We start from the raw sequence: 21,066 nt of genomic DNA on the forward strand, positions 1-21,066 counted from the left end.
CAACATGGCGCGGAACGGGCGCGGACGCGAGGCGGGGAGCGAGCTTAACAGCCACGGCCACCCTCGCCCGCCCAGACAAGGCGACGCCTGAGCATCACTTGTTCAGGATTTCCTTTTCCTTGGCCGCCGTAGCGGCATCGATCTCGGCGATCGTCGCGTCCGTGATTTTCTGTACCTCGGTCTCGTGACGCTTGCGGTCATCCTCGCCGAAGACGCCCTTCTTCTCGTCGGCCTTCAAGCTGTCATTGCCGTCGCGGCGCACGTTGCGCACAGCGATGCGTGCCTTCTCGGCATATTGGCTAGCGAGCTTGGCAAGCTCCTTGCGGCGCTCCTCGGTCAGATCAGGGATCGGCAAGCGAAGCGTCTGACCGTCAACGATCGGGTTGAGCCCGAGCCCTGCCGAGCGGATCGCCTTGTCGGCAGGACCGACATTCGACTTATCCCACACCTGCACCGACAACATGCGCGGCTCTGGCACGGAAACCGTCGCGACCTGGTTCAATGGCATCTGTGCGCCATACACCTCGACCGTGACCGGATCGAGGAGCGTGGCGGAGGCGCGTCCGGTGCGAAGCCCCCCAAGGTCGTGCTTCAGTGCCTCGACGGCACCGGCCATGCGGCGTTCGATATCGGCTTTGTCGTAAGCGGCCATTATCGGCTCCTGTTCATTCAAGCGGCTTGAGATTGGACGATCGTGGAAGTGCCCTCGCCGCGCAGCACGGCGGCCAGGTTGCCTTCCTCGCGGATGTTGAACACGACGATCGGAATATGATTGTCACGGCACAGCGCGACCGCGGACGCGTCCATGACCTTGAGATTGTCGGCCAGAACGCGGTCGTAGCTCAGCGTATCGTACCGCGTGGCCGTCGGCACCTTCTTGGGGTCGGCATCATAGACGCCGTCGACCGAAGTCCCTTTGAACAGCGCGTCACAGTTCATCTCGGCGGCACGTAGCGCGGCGGTCGTGTCGGTGGTGAAGAAGGGCAGACCGGTGCCGGCGGCGAAGATCACTACGCGGCCCTTCTCCATGTGACGCTCCGCGCGGCGCCGGACATAGGGTTCGCACACGCTCGCCATCGGGATAGCTGATTGGACGCGGGTCTGGACGCCGATCTTCTCCAGCGCGTTCTGCATGGCGAGTGCGTTCATCACGGTTGCTAGCATGCCCATATAGTCGGCGCTCGCGCGGTCGAATCCCTGCGCCGCCCCGGCCAGCCCGCGGAAGATGTTGCCGCCGCCGACGACCATGCACACTTCAAAACCGGTTTCGGTAGCTTCCTTCACTTCGGCGGCGACGCGGTCGCAGGTCGCGGGATCGATGCCGAACTGGCCCTGCCCCATCAGCACTTCGCCGGACAATTTAAGCAGGATTCGTTGGAAGCGCGAAGCGGTCATTGGAGCCTAGGATTCGAGGGAACGCAGATAGCGAAGCGGCGCGGACCTTAGAGGTGCCGCGCCGCCGGAACAAGCAGAGATACCGGGGAGATTCGGTGCAGACCGCTCCTCCCCGGAGCTTCGGCTTACTTGGTGAGACCTGCCGTCGCAGCCACTTCGGCAGCGAAGTCGCTCTCTTCCTTTTCGATGCCTTCACCGAGCTGGAAGCGGACATAGTCGGTCAGCGTGATGGTCGTGCCGGCATCCTTGCCCGCCTTGGCGATCACGTCCTGCACCGGCGTCTTGCCGTCCATGACGAACGCCTGGGTGAGGAGCGCGTTCTCCTTCTTGAACTTCTCGACCGGGCCGTTGAGGATCTTCTCGGCGACCTCGGCGGACTTGCCGACGATCTTGTCCGCATTCTTCTCGCGAAGAATGGCGGATTCGCGCTCGACGACTTCGGGATCGAGATCGTCAACCGAAAGCGCCAGCGGGAACGCGGCCGCGATGTGCATCGCGATCTGCTTGCCGAGCGGCTCGAGAACGTCAGCGCCGGCATCCGATTCGAGCGCGACGAGCACGCCGATCTTGCCGAGGCCAGGAGCGGCCGCGTTGTGGACGTAGGGAACCACGGCGCCCTTGGTCACTTCGACCTGCTTGGCGCGGCGGAGGACCTGGTTCTCGCCAATCGTCGAGATGTTGTTGGTCAGCACCTCTTCGACAGTGCCGCCCTGCGGCAGCTGCGCGGCCTTCAGCGCATCGATGTCGGCGCCCTGCTCCAGCGCAACGGCGGTCACGTCGCGGACGAAGCCCTGGAAGATCTCGTTCTTGGCGACGAAGTCGGTCTGCGAATTGACTTCGACGGCCACGCCCTTGGTGCCGGAGACGGCGACGCCCACCAGGCCTTCAGCGGCGGTGCGGCTCGACTTCTTGGCGGCAGCGGCGAGGCCCTTGGTGCGCAGCCAATCGACGGCGGCTTCCATGTCGCCGCTGGTCTCGGCCAGCGCCTTCTTGCAATCCATCATGCCGGCGCCGCTCTTTTCGCGGAGCTCCTTCACGGCTGCTGCAGTGATCTCTGCCATGTTTCTATCCTTCGGCTAAAATTTGGGCGGAGCAGTGCCGTCAAGCCCTGCCCCGCCCCGATTACGGTTCGATGACGAGAGCTTACGCGTCGATCTGACGCTCGCCCTCGACCGACTGGTTCACTTCCGTGACGGCAGCGGGCGCTTCCGGCTCGCTGATCGCCTCTTCGACGGGGGGCTGCTCGGCGGCGCCGAAGTCGTAGCCCGAGTTGCGCATCGCGTCCTGGCCACCGCGGGTCGCGGCGATGGCGATCGCCTCGCAATAGAGGCGGATGGCGCGGCTGGCGTCATCGTTCGCGGGAACCGGGAAGGCGATGCCGTCCGGCGACACGTTCGAATCGAGGATCGCGACGACGGGGATGCCGAGCGTGTTGGCTTCCTTGATCGCCAGCTCTTCCTTGTTCGCGTCGATCACGAACATGATGTCGGGAACGCCGCCCATGTCACGGATGCCGCCGAGCGAGTTCTCGAGCTTGTCCTTCTCACGGGTGAGCTGGAGCACTTCCTTCTTGGTGAGGCCGTGCGTGTCGCCCGACAGCTGCTCTTCGAGCGTCTTGAGGCGCTTGATCGAGTTGCTGATGGTCTTCCAGTTGGTGAGCATGCCGCCCAGCCAGCGATGGTTGACGAAGTGCTGGCCCGAACGGCGCGCCGCGTCTGCGATCGGCTCCTGCGCCTGGCGCTTGGTGCCGACGAACAGGACCTTGCCGCCCGAAGCGACGGTGGACGACACGAACTCGAGCGCGCGTGCGAAGAGCGGCACGGTCTGCGAGAGGTCGATGATGTGAACGCCGTTGCGATCGCCGAAGATGTAGGGCTTCATCTTCGGGTTCCAGCGGTGCGTCTGGTGGCCGAAATGCGCGCCCGATTCGAGCAGCTGCTGCATGGAGACGACGGGTGCCGCCATAGGGATAACTCCTTCCGGTTGAGCCTCTGGGAAGCGAGTGACCAGGAAGTTCCTGGCACCGGTTTATGATGCTTCCCATGCGGGTTGAGGCGCGGCCCTTAGCGCAACGGGGTCTTCCGAGCAAGTAGAACAAAAGGTGACGTTCTGGTTGACGCCGGAACACATATGGAACATACCGGGTTCAGAAGCGGGGTAAGGAACGCCTCGCCAGCATAATGCGTTGAAATTGCTCATGATTGCGATGTTCGCGTGTATCGGGAGTCTGAGATGACTGCATTCGGTGTCTATTTGCTGTTCGGCGGAGTGCTCGTGGCCTCGGTCTGGGCTCTCGTGGCGAGCATCCGCCCGCAGCTTCATCGCTTCGCCGAATTGACGCGTCCCGTCAGCACGCTTCCGGCACTGCCGTCGCGGCTGAGCCGGGTTACGGTGCGGACGTTCCCGGCACGGATGCCGGCCCGGCCGGCACAGCCGAAGCGCGCAGCCGCCTGATTCGGCGATAGCTGCGGATGCTGAAGGGGATCGTCGCCAGATAAGCGAGCGCGAGCAAGGCCAGCGTCGGCCACGGCGCCGAGACCAGCGCGGCCACCAGCACCACCAATACCGCCACCGCCTCGAACCGGATGTTCTGCTTGAGACGGAGCGTCGGAGCGAACGTAGCGACACTGGAGATCATCAAGACCGCCACGAATCCGGTCCAGGGCGCGATAAGGGCGGGAGAGCGCAATACCGCCTCCCCGGTCCACAGCCACAGATATAGCGGCGTCAGCGCAAGCAGTGCGCCTGCCGGCGCCGGTACACCGGTCAGGAAGCCAGCCGATTTATGCGGCTGATGCTCGCGGTCGATATTGGCGTTGAAGCGGGCAAGGCGCAGCGCGCAGAACAATGCCATCAGCAAGGCGACCATCCAGCCGAAGCGGCCGAGCGCCTGTAGTGACCAGAGATACAGGATCAGCGTCGGCGCCACGCCGAACGAGATCGCGTCGGACAAGCTGTCCAGTTCCGCGCCGAAACGGCTCTCCGCACGCACCCAGCGGGCTATCTTGCCATCGACACCGTCGAGCACAGCGGCAGCCAGGACCATGAGCACCGCCCCTTCCCAATTGCCGAGCATGGCGAACCGGATCGCGGTAAGCCCGGAGCAGAGTGCCAGCGCAGTGACGGTGTTGGGCAACACGGCACGCAGCGGAATGCCGCGGGCCGGATCGGAAAACGGCATGTTGCGCGGCGAGCGCCGAGCCCGGGGATCACGCATGGGACAATGACTCCGTACGCGCACCCGCCGGATGGAAGCGACGCCAGCTCGATACCGGCAGAACCAAATCACTGAGCACTCGGGAACTCCGCTGAACGGTGCACGCATGCACGACGCCGCCTGCAACGCGGACGGAGGCTTTCGGTATCCGCTCTCCGGCGATGCCGGGCCGCGCAACGTGCCGATCGCTCGATCCGTTGCTCGTCACCAAGGGGCAAGCGAACACTGAAGGTGTGGCCGTCAGCGTAAAACCAGGACCGCCACGCCAACGGCATCACTGGGGGATGCCGACCGCCGTGGAACCGCCGCGGCGCGCCAGGATGGTTTCGCCCGCGATCGCGCGCTGACCCAGCGCCACTTCGCAGGCATAGTCCTCTGGAAGGAACACATCGACCCGGCTTCCGAAGCGGATCAGGCCGACGCGCTGCCCGGCGACGACCATGTCCCCCGCCTTCGCGAATGCGACGATACGGCGCGCCACCAGCCCGGCGATCTGCGTGAAGCCGATGCGCAGCCCGTTGCGGTCCTCCACCACGAAATGCTGGCGTTCGTTTTCGTCGCTCGCCTTGTCGAAATCGGCGTTCATGAACTTGCCGGAAATGTAGATGACGTGGCGGATCGTGCCGGTGATCGGAGTCCGGTTCACGTGAACGTCGAACACGCTCATGAACACCGAAACGCGCACCATGGGCGCTTCGCCCAGCGCATGCGGGCCGTGCAGTTCGGGCGGCAGCGGGACACGCTCGATCATCGTGATGAGGCCGTCCGCCGGCGAGACGATCAGGCCGTCCGCCTGTGGCGTCACCCGTACCGGATCGCGGAAGAACGCGGCCACGCCCACCGTCAGGAAGACCAGCGGCCAGGTGATGAAGTCCCATACGAACAGGCTGAGGAACGCAATCGCGCCGGCGATCAGGACGTATTTGCGGCCTTCGGGATGGATGTCGGGGAAACGCCACTTCACCGTGGATGTGCCAACGGGCGGCTTGTCTAGCGATGCCATGCACCCGGTGTAGCGAGGTATGACGCGCTTTCCTAGGGCGCTGGTATTCCTCGACGCGCGTCGGCTCGCCGTTGGAGCACCCATCCTGCGCCGGCACGATGCCACATGGACCTAGCCTTGTGCCTGGCTGCTGGCCTCTCGGATGGCGGTGCGGGGTTGTGGCGCGCCTGCGTTGCTGCGATCTTGTGTCAGTCCGGCGCAGGCGTCCGCAATTAATGCAACCGTGCGGCTTGCATGTTCGTTCGCTTTTTTGCAGGCGATTGCGCCACGTTCGTCACGACATTCAAAGGAAGTTCATGCCCGCATCGACTGCTGCCGCCAAGCGCCGTCGCTCCCGTGCCCGCGCGGCGGGCGTGCCTTCGCCTTGGGTGATGTTCCTGAAGGGGTTCCTGAAGAACCCGGTCATGGTCGGTGCCGTCGCGTCGTCGTCGCAGCGGCTGGTGCGCCACATGCTGTCCAAGGTGGATTGGGAGCAGTGCAAGCTGTTCGTGGAATATGGCCCCGGCGTCGGGACCTTTACCCGGCCGATCCTGGAGCGCCTGGGTCCCGACGCGACGCTGATCGTGATCGACACCAACCCGGACTTCATCCACTATCTGAAGCACACGATCGACGATCCGCGCTTCTCCGCGGTGCTCGGCTCGGCCTCCGACGTCGAGCGGATCGTCCACGAGCATGGCTTCGACCATGCCGACTACATCACCTCGGGCCTGCCCTTTTCGACGCTGCCGCCCGGCGTGGGCGACCAGATCGCCAAGGCTACGCATGACGTGTTGCGGCCCGGCGGCGCCTTCCTGGTGTATCAGTACAATCCGAAGGTGCGGAACTTCCTGACGCCGCACTGGACGAACATCGACCATGAAGTGGAATGGTGGAACATCCCGCCGGCGCAGCTCTGGTGGGCTTGGAAGGGCTGAGGCCTGAGGGCGCTTGATCGCCCTCCCCCATGCTCCTAGACGCTCGCCATACCCTTCAATGCAAAGGACAAGCGAGCGTATGGCGAAGATCAAGGTGGCAACGCCGGTCGTGGAGATCGACGGCGACGAGATGACGCGGATCATCTGGCAGTGGATCCGCGAGCGCCTGATCCTCCCCTATCTCGACATCGACCTGAAATATTACGATCTCTCGGTCGAGAAGCGCGACGAGACCAACGACCAGATCACGATCGATTCGGCCAACGCGATTCGCGAATATGGCGTCGGCGTGAAGTGCGCCACGATCACGCCGGACGAGCAGCGCGTCGAGGAATTCGGCCTCAAGGAAATGTGGAAGTCGCCCAACGGCACGATCCGCAACATCCTGGGCGGCACGATCTTCCGCGAGCCGATCGTGATCTCCAACGTGCCGCGGCTGATCCCGGGCTGGACCAAGCCGATCGTTGTCGGCCGTCATGCGTTCGGCGACCAGTATCGCGCGACCGACTTCAAGGTGCCGGGCGCCGGCAAGCTGCGCCTCGTCTGGGAAGGCGAGAATGGCGAGAAGATCGACCGCGAAGTCTATACCTTCAAGGACGCCGGCGTCGCGCTGGCGATGTACAATCTCGACGATTCGATCCGCGATTTCGCTCGCTCGTCGCTGAACTACGGCCTCAACCTGGGCTGGCCGGTCTATCTCTCGACCAAGAACACGATCCTCAAGGCCTATGACGGGCGCTTCAAGGACCTGTTCCAGGAAGTGTTCGAGACCGAGGGCTTCAAGGAGAAGTTCCAGGAAGCCGGCATCGTCTATGAGCACCGCCTGATCGACGACATGGTCGCTTCCGCGCTCAAGTGGCATGGCGAGTTCGTCTGGGCGTGCAAGAACTATGACGGCGACGTCCAGTCGGACCAGGTCGCGCAGGGCTTCGGCTCGCTCGGCCTGATGACTTCGGTGCTGATGTCGCCGGACGGCAAGACGATCGAGGCAGAAGCGGCGCACGGCACCGTTACGCGCCACTATCGCCAGCACCAGCAGGGCAAGGCGACGTCGACCAATCCGATCGCGTCGATCTTCGCCTGGACCGGCGGCCTGAAGTATCGCGGCAAGTTCGACGGCACGCCGGACGTGACCCGTTTCGCCGAGACGCTGGAGCGGGTGTGCATCGAGACCGTGGAAAGCGGCAAGATGACCAAGGATCTGGCGCTGCTGATCGGCCCGAACCAGGCCTGGATGACGACCGAGCAGTTCTTCGAGGCGATCCGACTGAACCTCGAAACGGCGATGGGCAGCTGGCAGTAAGCCGGACTGCGCTGATCTAAAGAAGCGCGGAGGGCGGTGTCGCCTTCCGCGCTTTTCTTTTGGCCACGCCGGTCAGGACGCCTCGGGCGAGCGCACGCGCTCGGGCCGGAACCCCATGCCGAGCACGCGCGCCGGGATCCGGCGCAGCAGGGGAACGCTGTCCAACAGCCGGATCGCGAGCGGGGGCGTGGTCATCGGCCGAGAGGCAGCGAGCGTCGGCGCGATGATGCGATTCTGGATCAGCCGCTGCAGCGCCTGGGTACGCTTTGCCGGCATCATCCGGCGTGCCTGAACCTTGTGCAGCAAGGGTCCGACGTCCACCGATGCCGCCATCGGCGCGGCGAGGATGTTGGCCGCCGCTACGGCATCCTGGATGGCCAGATTGATCCCGACGCCGCCGATGGGCGACATCGCATGCGCCGCGTCCCCCAGGACGAGGAGCCCCGGCCGATGCCAGCGTTCCAGCCGGTCGACGCTCACCGAGAGGAGCTTGACTTCATCCCAGCTTCGCAATGCCTGATCGACGCCGGCAGTCTCGGGGCCAACGGCGCGGACCCGCGCTCGAAAGGCGTCGAGCCCCTCGGCACGGATCTGGTCCGCCATACCCTTGGGAAAGACGGACGCGCATTGCCAGTAGGCGCCGCGATCGATCAGGACGAATATGCGTCCGGCGTCGAACACGCCCATGCTCTGGTTCTGCGGCTCCGCCGTCTTTGGAAGCCGGAACCAGAACACGTCCATTGGGGATCCCACGGTGGTGGAGGGCAGCCCGCCGCGAAACCTGGATCCGCGCCCGTCGCATGCCAGGGTCAGCGTCGCGCGTACCGCTTCGCCATCGGCGGTGCGGACGCCGCGCACGACGCCGTCTTCCTCGATCAGGGCGGTCGCCTCGCAGGACTGACGGAGTGTGAAGCCGGGATAGGGCCGTGCCGCTTCGGCAACGAAATCGAGAAAGTCCCATTGCGGCATCAAGGCGATGAACGGCGCCGGCACCTTGAGGTGGCGGAAGTCGGCCACGCGGACCGAGCGCCCGGCGATGCGCGCCCCGAATTGGTCGGCGCGATCATGAGGGCGGCTGAGGAGCGCGTCGAGCAGACCCAGTTCGGCGAAGATGCGAAGCGTTGAAGGGTGAACGGTGTCGCCGCGAAAGTCGCGAAGGAAGTCGCCGTGCCTTTCCAGCACCAGCGTCTTCACGCCTGCGCGGGCGAACAACAGCCCGGCGACCAGCCCGGCAGGACCTCCGCCGACGATGCAAAGCTCGGTGTCGGGCACATCCACCTCATGACAAAGATGCAATTAGCCGCTTAGATACACCGATGCTCACCCTTCAGAACAGCGGCCTCAGCGACGCCCTCGTGATCCTCGGTGCGGCTGGGCTGGTCATTCCGGCCTTTGCGCGGTTCCGGATCAGCCCGGTGATCGGGTTCATCCTGGTCGGCGCGCTGGTGGGCCCTTCGGCACTGGGCGCGCTGGTCGGGCAGAACCCCTGGCTGTATTATCTCACCATTTCCGACGTGCACTCGATCGAGCCGTTCGCCGAGTTCGGCATCATCCTGTTGCTGTTCTCGATCGGGCTAGAATTGTCGTTCCGCAGGCTGTGGGCGATGCGGACGCTGGTGTTCGGCGTGGGCGCGGCCGAATTGCTCGGCGCCGGGCTGATCCTGGCCGGGGCTTTCTACCTCACCGGGCTGAGCACTGGCGGGTCGATCGGGCTGGGGCTGGCGCTGGCATTGTCCTCCACCGCCCTCGTGGTTCCCATCGCCGGCACGACCAGCGCGGTCGGGCGCGCGGCGTTTGCGATGCTGCTGTTCGAGGATCTGGCGCTGGTGCCGATCATCTTCATGCTGGGCGCGCTGGCACCGTCGGCGGGCGATGCCGGCATGTGGGGGTTGCTGCGGACGCTGGGCGCGGGCGTGGTGACCGTTGCGGTGCTGTTCGTCGGCGGGCGTTTCCTGCTCCCGCGGATGTTCGCCCAGGCGGCACGGACCAAGAGCCCCGAGCTGTTCCTCGCCGCGAGCCTGCTGGTGGTGATCGTCGCGAGCCTGGCGACCGCGGCGGCGGGGCTGTCGCCGATTGTCGGCGCGCTGATCGCGGGCCTGCTGATCGCCGAGACCGAATATCATGGCGAAGTCGAAGCGATCACCGCCCCGTTCAAGGGGCTGGCGCTGGGCGTGTTCCTGATCACCGTGGGCATGCGGCTGGACCTGAGCTTCGTCGCGCAGAATTGGGGTTCGCTGCTCGGCGCGACGATGCTGGTGATGCTGGTCAAGGTGGCCGTGACGATGGGGCTGCTGAAGATTTCGGGCGCGCGGACGGGAACCGCCGCGGAGACCGGCGTGCTGATGGCCAGCCCGTCCGAGACGACGCTGATCGTGCTGGGGGTCGCCGGTGCCGCAGGACTGATCGCACCCGCCACCGGCGCGTTCTGGACGACCGTCACGGCGATCGGGCTCACCGCCACCCCGCTGCTGGCCAAGGCCGGACAGTTGGTGTCGCGGCTGATCGAGCGCGGCACTTCGGGCGAGAGTTCCGACCCGGCGATCGACCAGGTGGTTCCCGGCGCCGTCATCATCGGCTTCGGCCGGGTCGGCCGGACCGTGGCCGACATGCTCCAGCGGCACGACCTGCCCTTTCTGGCAGTGGATGCCGACATCGACAATGTGAACGCGGCCCGGCGCGAGGGCTATACCGTGCTGTTCGGCGACGTCACCCGCACCGAGTTGGTCGACCAATTGCGGCTGGGGCACGCCCGCGCGCTGATCCTGACGATGGACGATCCGGTGCTCACGGTCCGGCTGGCGAAGCGCGTGCGCGCCTGGGTGCCCGATCTGCCGATCATCGCCCGCGCCCGCGATGCGGCGCATGCCGCCGAACTGTACCGCGCGGGGGTGACCGACGCAGTGCCCGAGACGCTGGAAAGCTCGCTCCAACTCTCCGAAGCGGTGCTGGTCGATCTGGGCATGCCGGTGGGCCCGGTCATCGCCTCCATCCACGAGAAGCGCGACGAGATGCGCAAATCGATCCGGCTCGCCGCCGGGATCGAGCGCGATCCGCGGATTCGCCGCGTGCGGCTGGGCAAAGCGGCGGAGTGAGGACTTGCCCGCTGCGGTGTCTCGCCGCATCCTGGGTGCCGCGTCATGCCATCACGTCTATTCGAACCAGGCATTCACGCACCAGCTCTATGAATATGGCGTGCCCTGCGAAGCCGAGGAATATCGCGGCGGCTGGCGCGGGCGCCACTGGACGCCCGACGGGCGCGTGCGCAGCGAGCTGCTGCCGTTTTTCGACCAAACGCTGCTATCTGCGGGCTAGCTTCCGCGCCGGCGGAGACGAACCACCAGCCCGGCATCGCCGGTTACCGTGACCCACTTGCCGGCCTCGATCCTTACGGACTGATTGAGTTCCACCGCGCGCGCGCTGCTTCCGCTCGAAGCGCAGGCGTCTGGCGCGGGACGTCCCCACCGCACCCGCAGGTCGGCCAGACCGCTTGTATCGTCGGAGCGCTGGGGGGTGAGGGTCAGCGAGATCAAGCTCTGATCCCCACGCGGATAGGTCCGTTCGCCACATTCCAGGGCCGACGCTTGGCTGACCTCTCGACGCAGGCTCGCGCCCTGCCCCGTCGCCACGCGCAGCGTGCCTTGCCAAAGCTGCTCGCTGCCCGCGACGATCTCCACGTCGACGACATAGCGCTCGATCCGTAGCGGAGCGCGCTCAAACCTTGGGTAGATTGGCGGTGCCGGTGGCGCGGGCGGCGCAGGCGGAGATGGGAGCAATTGCCGCTCCGGAGCATTTTGCAGCAGCGCGGACAGCAGGTACAGCAGCATCCCAGTCTCCCTCTTGTTGGGCGAAGACTAGGATGTTGCGGTTACCGGATCGTGTATTTCAGGCCGCGGCCTTTGCCTCCGCCAGCGCTGCCCGGACCGCAGCCACTGCCTCTGCGGCCTTTGCTCCGTCGGGGCCGCCGCCCTGGGCCATATCGGGGCGGCCGCCGCCGCCCTGCCCGCCCAGCGCCGCCACGGCGACCTTGACCAGATCGACCGCGCTGATGCCGAGGCCATCGGAGACGCCAACCGCAACCGAAGCGCGGCCTTCGTTGACGGCGACCAAGGCGACCACGCCTGAGCCGATGCGCTGCTTGGCGTCGTCGACCGCGCCACGGAGTGCCTTGGCTTCGAGACCATCGAGCACCTGGCCGATGAAGTTGATGCCGCCGACCTGCTCGGGGCCGGTCGGAGCCCCCGCGCCGCCACCGCCCAATGCGAGCGCCTTCTTCGCCTCCGCCAATTCGCGTTCCAGACGGCGGCGATCTTCGACCAGCGTCGCGACCCGCGCGGGCACTTCGTCGGGCGAGGCCTTGAGCACGGCAGCGGTCTCGCGCAGCTTGGCGTCACGCGCGGCGAGCCACTGGCGTGCGGCTTCGCCGGTCAGCGCCTCGACCCGGCGGATGCCCGAGGAGGATGCGCCTTCGTCGACGATCTTGAACAGGCCGATTTCGCCGAGCGCGCCGACATGCGTGCCGCCGCAGAGTTCCAGCGAATAGGTCTTCCCTTCATCGTTGGTGCCCATCGAGACGACGCGGACCTCGTCGCCATATTTCTCGCCGAACAATGCCATCGCGCCTTCCGCGATCGCTTCGTCCGGAGTCATCAGGCGCGTGACGACGCTGCCATTGCCGCGGATGTGACGGTTCACGTCCGCTTCGACCTGAGCGATGTCGTCCTGAGTCATGCCGGTGGGCTGCGAGAAATCGAAGCGCAGGCGCTCGGGCGCGACGAGGCTGCCCTTTTGCGCGACATGGCCGCCCAGGCGCTCGCGCAGCGCTTCGTGCAGCAAGTGCGTGGCGCTGTGGTTCGCGCGGATGGCGCCGCGACGGGCGTGATCGACAATGAGGTGCACCGCATCGCGCAGCGCCAGCTCGCCGGCTTCGATCGTCACGTCGTGCGCGAAGACCCGGCCGAGATATTTGTGCGTGTCGGATACGGTGGCCTTGAGCCCCTTCTCGCTCGAGATGCTGCCGGCGTCTCCGACCTGGCCCCCGCTCTCGCCGTAAAAGGGAGTCTGGTTGAACACGACCGAGACGCGCTCGCCGGGCCCGGCGCGGTCGACCCGCGCGCCATCCTTGATGATCGCGACGACTTCGCCTTCGCCTTCCTCGGCGGCATAGCCGATGAACTCGGTGCCGCCGAACTCGTCGGCAAGATCGTACCAGAGCTCGTCCGAGGCCTTTTCGCCCGATCCCTTCCAGGCGGCCCGCGCGGCGCGCTTCTGCTCGGCCATGGCGGCATCGAAGCCCGCGCGATCGACTGCGATCGACTTGGCGCGCAGCGCGTCCTCGGTCAGGTCATAGGGGAAGCCGAAGGTGTCGTAGAGCTTGAACGCCGTGGCGCCGGGCAAGGTATCGCCCTCGGCCATCGTCAGAGTCGCTTCGTCGAGCAGGCGCAGGCCGTTGGCGAGCGTCTGGCGGAAGCGCGTTTCCTCCTGAAGCAACGTCGCCTCGATCAGCGGCTGCGCGCGGACGAGCTCGGGGAAAGCGGCCCCCATTTCGGCAACGAGGCTGGGCACCATGCGGTACATCAGCGGATCCTTCGCACCCAGGATGTGCGCGTGGCGCATCGCGCGGCGCATGATCCGGCGCAAGACATAGCCGCGGCCTTCATTGGCCGGCAGCACGCCATCGGCGACGAGGAAGCCCGATGCGCGAAGATGGTCGGCAATGACGCGGTGGCTAGCCTGGTTCTCGCCCGTGGTGGACGAGCCGGTCAGCGCGCCGCTTTCCGCGATCAGCGCCTTGAAGGTATCGGTATCGTAATTGTCGTGGACGCCCTGGAGCACCGCGGCGATCCGCTCGAGCCCCATGCCGGTGTCGATCGACGGGCGCGGCAAGTCGCCGACGATCTGGTCGGCTTCCTGCAGGAACTGCATGAAGACGAGGTTCCAGATCTCGACGAAACGGTCGCCATCTTCCTCGGGGCTGCCGGGAGGGCCGCCATAGATGTGCTCGCCATGATCGTAGAAGATTTCCGAACACGGCCCGCACGGACCATCGGCGCCCATCGCCCAGAAATTGTCCTTGGTCGCGATGCGGATGATCTTGTGATCGGGAAGCCCGGCGATCTTCTTCCACAGATCGAACGCCTGATCGTCGGTGTGATAGACAGTGACGACGAGCTTCTCGGCGGAAATGCCCCAGACCTGGGTCAGCAGGGTCCAGGCATGGGTGATCGCCTGTTCCTTGAAATAGTCGCCGAACGAGAAATTGCCGAGCATTTCGAAGAAGGTGTGGTGACGCGCCGTGTAGCCGACATTGTCGAGATCATTATGCTTGCCGCCGGCGCGGACGCACTTTTGCGACGACGTCGCCGTCACATAGGGCCGCGTCTCCAGCCCGGTGAACACGTTCTTGAACGGCACCATGCCGGCGTTCACGAACATGAGCGTGGGATCGTTGTGCGGGACGAGCGGCGCGCTCGGAACACGGGCATGACCCTGGCCCTCGAAATAGTCGAGGAAGGAGCGGCGGATATCGTTGGTCGACGTCATGGTCGCCGACTTAAGCGGTGGCGCGGTCCGGCTCAAGTGAAAGGGTGGGTGTTTGGTTGCGGGGCGTGTGTCCCGGCCTTCGCTCCCCTTCCGCTTGCGGGAGGGGTCGGGGGAGGGCTTGGCCAGATACGACCTTCGGGAGGCTGTCGTCCCCTCCCCTGGCCCCTCCCGCAAGCGGGAGGGGAACCTGCTCAGCCCATCGGCTTGTCGATCGAGCGCGGCGGGGTGCTGAACCATTTCGGTCCCGCCTCGGTCATGTGGAAGCAATCTTCCAGCCGCACGCCGAAGCTGCCGGGAATGTAGATGCCGGGCTCGTTCGAGAAGCACATGCCCGGCGCCAGCCGAGTCGTCTCGCCGCGGACGAGGTTGACGGGCTCGTGGCCATCCAGGCCGATGCCGTGGCCGGTGCGGTGCGACAGGCCGGGGAGCGTGTAATCGGGGCCATAGCCCTGCGTGGCGTAATAGCGGCGGACAGCATCGTCGACCTGGCCGGCCGGCGTTCCGAGCTTCGCGGTCTCGAAGGCGACGTGCTGGCCCTGGGCAACCTGGTCCCAGACCCTGCGCTGCTCGGCCGAGGGGGTACCGTGGACGAAGGTGCGCGATACGTCGGACTGATAGCCCTGCACCGCGCAGCCGCAATCCATCAGGACGATGCGGCCATCGGCGACGTTGGCCGGCGTCTTGGTCCCGTGCGGATAAGCGGCGCCCTCTCCCACCAGCACTAGGCTGAACTCGGGCTCGCCGCCCAGCCTGGTGGTCGCAGCGTCCATCAATGCGGCGATGTCGCGCTGAGTCATGCCTTTCTCGACGCGCGGATGGACCCAGCGATAGGCGGCGATCGTCACGTCGGTGGCGCGCTGCATCAGCGCGATTTCGGCGGGCGACTTGATCATCCGGCAGCCGCGGACGACGGGATTGGCCGAGACGATCTGCGTGTCCGGCAGCGCGCGGCGCAGGCCGTCGAACGCGAAGAAGCGCGCGGTTTCCTCGATGCCGATCGGGCGCGCGGCCAGCCTGCGCTCGCGCAGGAAGCCCGCGATCAGGCGCAGCGGGTCCTCATGCTCCTGCCAGACGCGGACGTCGGCGGGGATGGCCAGGCCCTCGCGGGTGCGCGGTGCCTCGAAGAACGGCGTGACGATGCACGGCTCGCCTTCGACGGGAAGGACGAGCGCAGTCAGCCGCTCGCTGCGGCCCCACCGCAGCCCGGTGAAATAGACCAGCGAGGAGCCCGGCTCGACCAGGATCGCGCCGATGCCCGCGGCCTTCATCAGCGACTGCGCCTTGGCCATGCGGGCGCGGCGCTCGGCGACGGTGATCGGCACCACGTCGGTGGTGAGGTTGCGCAGCGCCGAGAGATCGGGCTCGGCGGCGCGGAGCACCGAAGCCGCGCCGAGGAGCGGCAGCGCGGCGGCGGCGGCGAGCAACTGCCTGCGGGTGGTGGACGGCATCGGAATCTCCCCTCAATTCGGCTGGGCGAGCGATAGGGCGCTTGACCCGGCGGCGACAATCCCCTTCCGTGGCGCGAACTTGGTTGGGGGATTGCGTGGGTAAGCGGCTTACTTGGTGGATTCTGGCGGCGCTGGTGCTCGGGGGCCTGGTCGGCTGGGCGCTCAACGTCGCCTATGACGATGGCGGCGCGGGAACCGAGCGGCTGGCCAACATCGCGTATGGCTTCGACATTCCCACTCAGATGTTCCTCCATCTGATCAAGATGATCATCGCGCCGCTGGTGGTCTCCACCCTCGTGGTCGGCATCGCGCATATGGGCGGCGGCGGGGCGATCGGCCGTGTCGGGCTCAAGGCGTTCTTCTGGTTCGTCTGCGCGAGCCTGGTGTCGCTGACCCTGGGCCTGTTGCTGGTGAACTTCCTGCATCCCGGCACCGGGCTGCATCTTCCGCTGCCCGACGCCGCGGCCTCGAGCGGGGTCGACCGCGCCGGCTTCGACGCGGCCAAGTTCTTCATCCACATCGTGCCGACCTCGGCGATCGACGCGATGGCGACCAACGACATCCTCCAGCTGGTGATCTTCTCACTGTTCTTCGGCGTCGGCCTCGCCGCTGTCGGCGAAAAGGGCGCGCCGCTGGTCCGCGGGCTCGAGGCGCTGGTCGCGGTGATGCTGACGGTGACCAGCTATGTCATGCTGTTCGCGCCGGTGGCGGTGTTCTGCGCGGTGGCGCGGACGCTGGCGACAAAGGGGCTCGGCGTGGTCGGCGATCTCGCTTTCTTCATGGGCAGCTTCTATCTCGGACTTGCCGCCTTGTGGGCAGTGCTGCTCGGCGCCTGCTTCCTGTTCGTCGGGCGGCGCACCGGCACGCTGATCCGCTATCTGCGCGATCCGATCCTGCTCGGCTTCTCGACCGCCTCTTCCGAAGCCGCCTATCCGCGCACGCTGGAAGCGCTCGACCGCTTCGGCGTGCCGCCGAAGATCGCCAGCTTCGTGCTGCCGCTGGGCTATTCGTTCAATCTCGACGGCTCGATGATGTACATGACGTTCGCGTCGATCTTCATCGCCCAGGCCTATGGCATCCACCTCGACTGGGGCACGATGATCCAGATGCTGCTGATCCTGATGATCACCAGCAAGGGCGTCGCAGGGGTGCCGCGCGCCAGCCTGGTGGTGATCACCGGCACGCTGGCGCATTTCAACATTCCCGAAGCCGGCATACTGCTGATCCTGGCGGTCGACCATTTCCTCGACATGGGCCGCACCGCGACCAACGTGATCGGCAATGCCGTGGCGAGCGTGGTGGTGGCGCGCTGGGAGGGGCAGCTCGACGCGCCGGAGGCTGCTGAGCCGGTCGTGGCGGTCCCGGGGGCGCTGCCGGGGGATGCCGACAGCTTCCAGGACTATGGCAAGCCGCAGGGCTGAGGCCGGCGCTGGTCCCCGTCCCGGTCGGATCTAGTCAGGCGTAGGCGTAGGGGCCGCCGGCTTTCAGTGCCGCCTGATAGGCCGGGCGGGCGTGGATCTTTTCGAGCCAGGCGGCGATGTGCGGACGGCCTTGCGTGGCGGCAGCGCGGGTGACTGCGGCTTCGAGCGGGAAGCTCATCATGACGTCGGCGGCGGTGATCTCCTTGCCGGCGAACCAGGGGCGCTGCGCCAGCTCGGCCTCGACATAATCGAGATGGACGTCGACCATCGGGCGGAACTTCTTGATCGCAGCCTTGCCGAACAGCGGCACGCGGCTGAGCACCAAGGTGGTGAACAAAGGCGGCATCAGCGAGCCCTCGGCATAATGGAGGAAGTGGCGGTAGCGGAGCACGTCGGCGCGGTGCGCGGGCGGGCCGAGCCGGCCATCGGCCTTTTCGACCAGATATTCGATGATCGCTCCGGTCTCGGCCACGACATGGTCGCCATCCTCGATCACCGGCGCCTTGCCGAGCGGATGGACGCGGCGCAGCTCGGCGGGCGCGAGCATCGTCGCCTTGTTCCGCTCATGGCGGCGGACCGTGTAGGAAAGCCCGAGTTCCTCGAGCAGCCAGAGGATCCGCTGCGAGCGCGAATTCTCGAGATGGTGGACGGTGATCATAGCGGCTCTCCTGCAGTCGCGGTCCAGATCCACGCGGCACCGTCGAACGCGACGACATTATCCTGGACGTGGCGGGTCAAGGCGTCGCGCAGTGAAGCGCGCAGGACTTCGCGGCGTTCCGGCGTCGCATCGGCCAAGGTGCGCGCCGCCGATCCGATTCGTGAGAAGAAGCTCAGCGCGTCTTCGACCGGATCTGGGCCCGCGCCGGCGACGTAGCGGAAGTCGATCGGGTGCGCGGCGGCACCGGTCCAGCCGGATCGGCCGAGCAGGTCGCGCGTGAAGTCGGCGTCGGCCAAGCCATAGGGGCCGGGCGCGTAGCCGGAGAAGGGAGCCGGCTGGTTGCCGACGGCGTCATCGATCACCACGGCCCATTCATTGCTTTCGCGCGGGCGGAAGCAGGAGAAGACCAGCGGCGCCCCGGGAGCGGCCGCGCGGCGCAGGGCGGTGAACCCCGCTACCGCATCGGCGAAGAACATCACGCCGTGGCGCGAGAACAGCAGGTTGGCGCCGCGCGCGCCAAGCGCCTGCGAATCGGCGCGTTCGAAGCGAAGATTGGCCCTGCCGGCGGCCCGCTCGCGCGCGACATCGATCAGCGCAGGCGAAAGATCGACGCCGGTGATCGCCAGGTCGGGACGCCGGGCAGCGAGCGCCAGCGATGTGCCACCCGCGCCGCAGCCGATGTCGAGGGCGGCACCATGGTCAGGTGCCGCATCCAGGATCGCCGCGTTCAACGCCGCGCCCACGCCCGCCAGGCTGCGGTCGGTGCGCCGCCACTCCTGCGCCCAGACGTCGCCGACGCGGCCGGTCCAGTCGAATGTCGTGGTCACCTGACCTCCCCGGCGCCCGTGCTACCGCCCATCACAGGACGTGAAGTTGAGGAAGTTGCGGTCTGCGCGCACCCTTCTCAACTTCAAGAAACGCGAAGACCCGGCGCATGCTGGTGCGCCGGGTCCTGCGATCGACCATGCCGATGATCCCGAGATGTGGGAACGCGGCCAACCACTGCATCAGATATCGTCGTCGGGTTCCGGACCTGCCATCAGCCCCTCTGCCACCTGATCGGTGCGGCCCCGGATCGCGGCTTCGAGACGGCTGCAAAGCTCGGCATTGTCGCGAAGGAAGTTCTTCGCATTCTCCCGGCCCTGACCGATGCGGACGCTGTCGTACGAGAACCAGGCGCCGGCCTTTTCGACCAGCCCGGCCTTGACGCCGATGTCGAGGATCTCGCCGATCTTGGAAATGCCCTCGCCATACATGATGTCGAATTCGACTTGCTTGAACGGGGGCGCGACCTTGTTCTTGACCACCTTCACGCGAGTCGAGTTGCCGATGATCTCGTCGCGATCCTTGATCTGGCCGGTACGGCGGATGTCGAGCCGGACGGAAGCGTAGAATTTCAGCGCGTTGCCGCCGGTGGTAGTCTCTGGATTGCCGTACATCACGCCGATCTTCATGCGGAGCTGGTTGATGAAGATCACCATGCAGCGCGAACGGCTGATCGAGCCGGTGAGCTTGCGCAGCGACTGCGACATCAGGCGCGCCTGCAGGCCGACATGGCTGTCGCCCATCTCGCCTTCAATTTCGGCGCGTGGCACCAGCGCCGCGACCGAGTCCACCACCAGCACGTCAATCGCGTTCGAGCGGACCAGCGTGTCGACGATCTCGAGCGCCTGCTCGCCGGTGTCGGGCTGCGACACGATCAGCTCGTCGATGTTGACGCCCAGCTTCTTGGCATAGACTGGATCGAGCGCATGCTCGGCATCGACGAACGCCGCCGTGCCGCCGCCGCGCTGCGCCTCGGCGATGACGTGGAGCGCGAGCGTGGTCTTGCCCGAGCTTTCCGGACCATAGACCTCGATCACCCGGCCGCGCGGCAATCCGCCGACCCCGAGCGCGATGTCGAGCCCGAGCGAGCCGGTGGAGATCGCCTCTACCTGCATCGTCTCCTTCGAACCCAGCTTCATCGCCGAGCCCTTGCCGAAGGCGCGGTCGATCTGCGCGAGAGCGGCGTCGAGCGCCTTCTGCTTGTCTGTGGATGCCGCCATATTGCCGTCGATTACCTTGAGGGATGCTGCCATCGGATGTCCCCGTCGCTAAAGAGTTTGCGCGCTTCGTTCAACTTGTGATGGTGTGTACCGCATTTGTTCGCGCGGAACAAGAGGGGAACTTCTGAAATCCTGCCCGCGTGGCTCGGGAGAAATACGCTGCGGTGCTCGCGGCCTTGCCGATGCGATCCGGCCGGATCATCGATCTGCGAGGCGCGGCCGGCGGAGCCTGTGCCGGGCGGATTTCTGATCTGGTACCAGAGGGGTCCGGCGGGGAACCGCCAACATCCAGCTATGGGGCATGCAGTAGCGCCACGCTCCCGGCGGGCCGATCCATCGTCGGCGGCATTGCCCGCCCGCATCCCGGACGCTAGCGCACCCCCATGTCGCGGATCGTGGGTCATGTCGCCGAGCTTCATCGCTTTCCCGTCAAGTCGATGGCCGGCGAGCGGCTGCGGACGGCCGAAGTCGACTGGCAGGGAATCGAAGGCGACCGCCAATATGCATTCGTGCGCAGCGCCAACGGGACGCGCTTCCCCTGGCTGACTGCGCGCGAGGTGCCGGCGATGGTGCTGCACCAGGCCCGCTTCGCCGAACCGGGATCGCCCAAGCGGAGCGCCGTGCTGGTGGAAACCCCGGACGGCGCGGTGCTGTCGCTGCACGATCCCCTGTTGCGCGCGCATCTGGAGACGGCGTCGGGCGAGCCCGCCCACCTGATCCAGGTCGCGCGCGGGATCTATGATGCCATGCCGATCTCGATCCAGACGACCGGTGGGCATGCCCGGGTAGAAGCGGCGCATGGCGCAGCGATCGATCCGCGGCGGTTTCGCGCCAATGTGGTGATCGAAAGCGACCTGGGGGTAGAGGACTGGCGAGGGCTGCGGCTGGCATTCGGCAGCGAAGAGGATGGCGCGGTGGTGCACTGCGCCGACCCGATCCCCCGCTGCGTAATGGTCACGATCGACCCGGACACGGGATCGAAGGAGCCGAAGATCCTGCGGACGGTCGCCCAGGCGTTCGGCAACGCCTATGGCGTCTATGCCGCTCCGGCGCGGCCCGGGCTGATCCGGCTGGGGGATGCCGTCAGAGTCGTGGGCTGACGCAGCCAGGACGCGCCCC

At 66.3% G+C, this 21,066-nt stretch carries 19 protein-coding genes; 6 read left to right on the forward strand and 13 right to left on the reverse strand.

Annotation, left to right across the window (positions count from 1 at the left end; translation table 11 throughout):
* Positions 1-94: 94 nt before the first annotated feature.
* From frr to LZ586_RS02760, 6 genes are all read right to left on the reverse strand, one after another.
* Positions 95-652 (reverse strand): ribosome recycling factor, encoded by a 558-nt coding sequence (frr, locus tag LZ586_RS02735; protein WP_235078162.1) that lies wholly within the window; start codon positions 650-652, stop codon positions 95-97.
* A 17-nt stretch (positions 653-669) separates the two neighbouring features.
* Positions 670-1,395, reverse strand: a complete 726-nt coding sequence (gene pyrH, locus LZ586_RS02740) for a UMP kinase (RefSeq protein ID WP_235078163.1) — start codon at positions 1,393-1,395, stop codon at positions 670-672.
* 125 nt (positions 1,396-1,520) lie between these two features.
* Positions 1,521-2,456: a translation elongation factor Ts gene (tsf, locus tag LZ586_RS02745; RefSeq protein ID WP_235078164.1), complete on the reverse strand. Its 936-nt coding sequence runs from the start codon at positions 2,454-2,456 to the stop codon at positions 1,521-1,523.
* A gap of 82 nt (positions 2,457-2,538) precedes the next feature.
* Complete coding sequence (gene rpsB / locus LZ586_RS02750) at positions 2,539-3,360, reverse strand: 30S ribosomal protein S2 (protein WP_235078165.1); 822 nt, start codon at positions 3,358-3,360, stop codon at positions 2,539-2,541.
* A 421-nt stretch (positions 3,361-3,781) separates the two neighbouring features.
* Complete coding sequence (locus LZ586_RS02755) at positions 3,782-4,612, reverse strand: CDP-alcohol phosphatidyltransferase family protein (protein WP_235078166.1); 831 nt, start codon at positions 4,610-4,612, stop codon at positions 3,782-3,784.
* Positions 4,613-4,886: 274 nt separating this feature from the next.
* The gene (locus tag LZ586_RS02760) at positions 4,887-5,615 is read right to left on the reverse strand and encodes a phosphatidylserine decarboxylase (RefSeq protein WP_235078167.1); all 729 of its coding nucleotides are present in this window, start codon (positions 5,613-5,615) and stop codon (positions 4,887-4,889) included.
* A 296-nt stretch (positions 5,616-5,911) separates the two neighbouring features.
* Between LZ586_RS02760 and LZ586_RS02765 the strand changes: the two genes are divergently transcribed.
* Both LZ586_RS02765 and LZ586_RS02770 read left to right on the forward strand, forming a co-directional pair.
* On the forward strand, positions 5,912-6,532 hold the full coding sequence (locus tag LZ586_RS02765) for a class I SAM-dependent methyltransferase (protein ID WP_235078168.1): 621 nt from the start codon (positions 5,912-5,914) through the stop codon (positions 6,530-6,532).
* A gap of 79 nt (positions 6,533-6,611) precedes the next feature.
* Positions 6,612-7,835, forward strand: coding sequence for an NADP-dependent isocitrate dehydrogenase (locus LZ586_RS02770; RefSeq protein WP_235078169.1), 1,224 nt, complete (start codon positions 6,612-6,614; stop codon positions 7,833-7,835).
* 72 nt (positions 7,836-7,907) lie between these two features.
* Here LZ586_RS02770 and LZ586_RS02775 read toward each other — a convergent pair whose 3' ends face one another.
* Positions 7,908-9,107, reverse strand: a complete 1,200-nt coding sequence (locus LZ586_RS02775) for an FAD-dependent oxidoreductase (protein WP_235078170.1) — start codon at positions 9,105-9,107, stop codon at positions 7,908-7,910.
* Between the two features lie 44 nt (positions 9,108-9,151).
* Between LZ586_RS02775 and LZ586_RS02780 the strand changes: the two genes are divergently transcribed.
* Both LZ586_RS02780 and LZ586_RS02785 read left to right on the forward strand, forming a co-directional pair.
* Positions 9,152-10,927: a cation:proton antiporter gene (locus tag LZ586_RS02780; RefSeq protein ID WP_235078171.1), complete on the forward strand. Its 1,776-nt coding sequence runs from the start codon at positions 9,152-9,154 to the stop codon at positions 10,925-10,927.
* Between the two features lie 16 nt (positions 10,928-10,943).
* Entirely contained in the window at positions 10,944-11,147 is a 204-nt protein-coding gene (locus LZ586_RS02785; protein WP_235078172.1) for a hypothetical protein, read from the forward strand.
* Here LZ586_RS02785 and LZ586_RS02790 read toward each other — a convergent pair.
* From LZ586_RS02790 to LZ586_RS02800, 3 genes are all read right to left on the reverse strand, one after another.
* Positions 11,144-11,659 (reverse strand): hypothetical protein, encoded by a 516-nt coding sequence (locus LZ586_RS02790; protein WP_235078173.1) that lies wholly within the window; start codon positions 11,657-11,659, stop codon positions 11,144-11,146. The two genes, LZ586_RS02785 and LZ586_RS02790, sit on opposite strands and share 4 nt — an antisense overlap.
* A 58-nt stretch (positions 11,660-11,717) precedes the next feature.
* Complete coding sequence (gene alaS / locus LZ586_RS02795; RefSeq protein WP_235078174.1) at positions 11,718-14,375, reverse strand: alanine--tRNA ligase; 2,658 nt, start codon at positions 14,373-14,375, stop codon at positions 11,718-11,720.
* 191 nt (positions 14,376-14,566) lie between these two features.
* Entirely contained in the window at positions 14,567-15,823 is a 1,257-nt protein-coding gene (locus LZ586_RS02800) for a M24 family metallopeptidase (protein WP_235078175.1), read from the reverse strand.
* Between the two features lie 95 nt (positions 15,824-15,918).
* Here LZ586_RS02800 and LZ586_RS02805 point away from each other — a divergent pair, with 95 nt between their 5' ends.
* The gene (locus tag LZ586_RS02805) at positions 15,919-17,244 is read left to right on the forward strand and encodes a dicarboxylate/amino acid:cation symporter (protein WP_235078176.1); all 1,326 of its coding nucleotides are present in this window, start codon (positions 15,919-15,921) and stop codon (positions 17,242-17,244) included.
* 34 nt (positions 17,245-17,278) lie between these two features.
* On the opposite strand, the gene LZ586_RS02810 is transcribed toward LZ586_RS02805, so the two are convergent.
* The 3 genes from LZ586_RS02810 to recA all read right to left on the reverse strand — a co-directional run bounded on the left by LZ586_RS02810 (position 17,279) and on the right by recA (position 19,980).
* A complete protein-coding gene (locus LZ586_RS02810) occupies positions 17,279-17,902 on the reverse strand; it encodes a glutathione S-transferase family protein (protein WP_235078177.1) in 624 nt (207 codons plus the stop codon).
* Positions 17,899-18,729 (reverse strand): class I SAM-dependent methyltransferase, encoded by an 831-nt coding sequence (locus LZ586_RS02815; RefSeq protein WP_235078178.1) that lies wholly within the window; start codon positions 18,727-18,729, stop codon positions 17,899-17,901. Before LZ586_RS02815 ends, LZ586_RS02810 begins: the two co-directional genes overlap by 4 nt.
* A gap of 180 nt (positions 18,730-18,909) precedes the next feature.
* Entirely contained in the window at positions 18,910-19,980 is a 1,071-nt protein-coding gene (gene recA, locus LZ586_RS02820) for a recombinase RecA (RefSeq protein ID WP_319938043.1), read from the reverse strand.
* 350 nt (positions 19,981-20,330) lie between these two features.
* Here recA and LZ586_RS02825 point away from each other — a divergent pair, with 350 nt between their 5' ends.
* Entirely contained in the window at positions 20,331-21,047 is a 717-nt protein-coding gene (locus tag LZ586_RS02825) for an MOSC domain-containing protein (protein ID WP_235078179.1), read from the forward strand.
* Positions 21,048-21,066: the final 19 nt, after the last annotated feature.

The sequence above is a fragment of the Sphingomonas sp. S2-65 genome (genome assembly GCF_021513175.1).
Taxonomy (GTDB): Bacteria; Pseudomonadota; Alphaproteobacteria; order Sphingomonadales; family Sphingomonadaceae; genus Sphingomonas.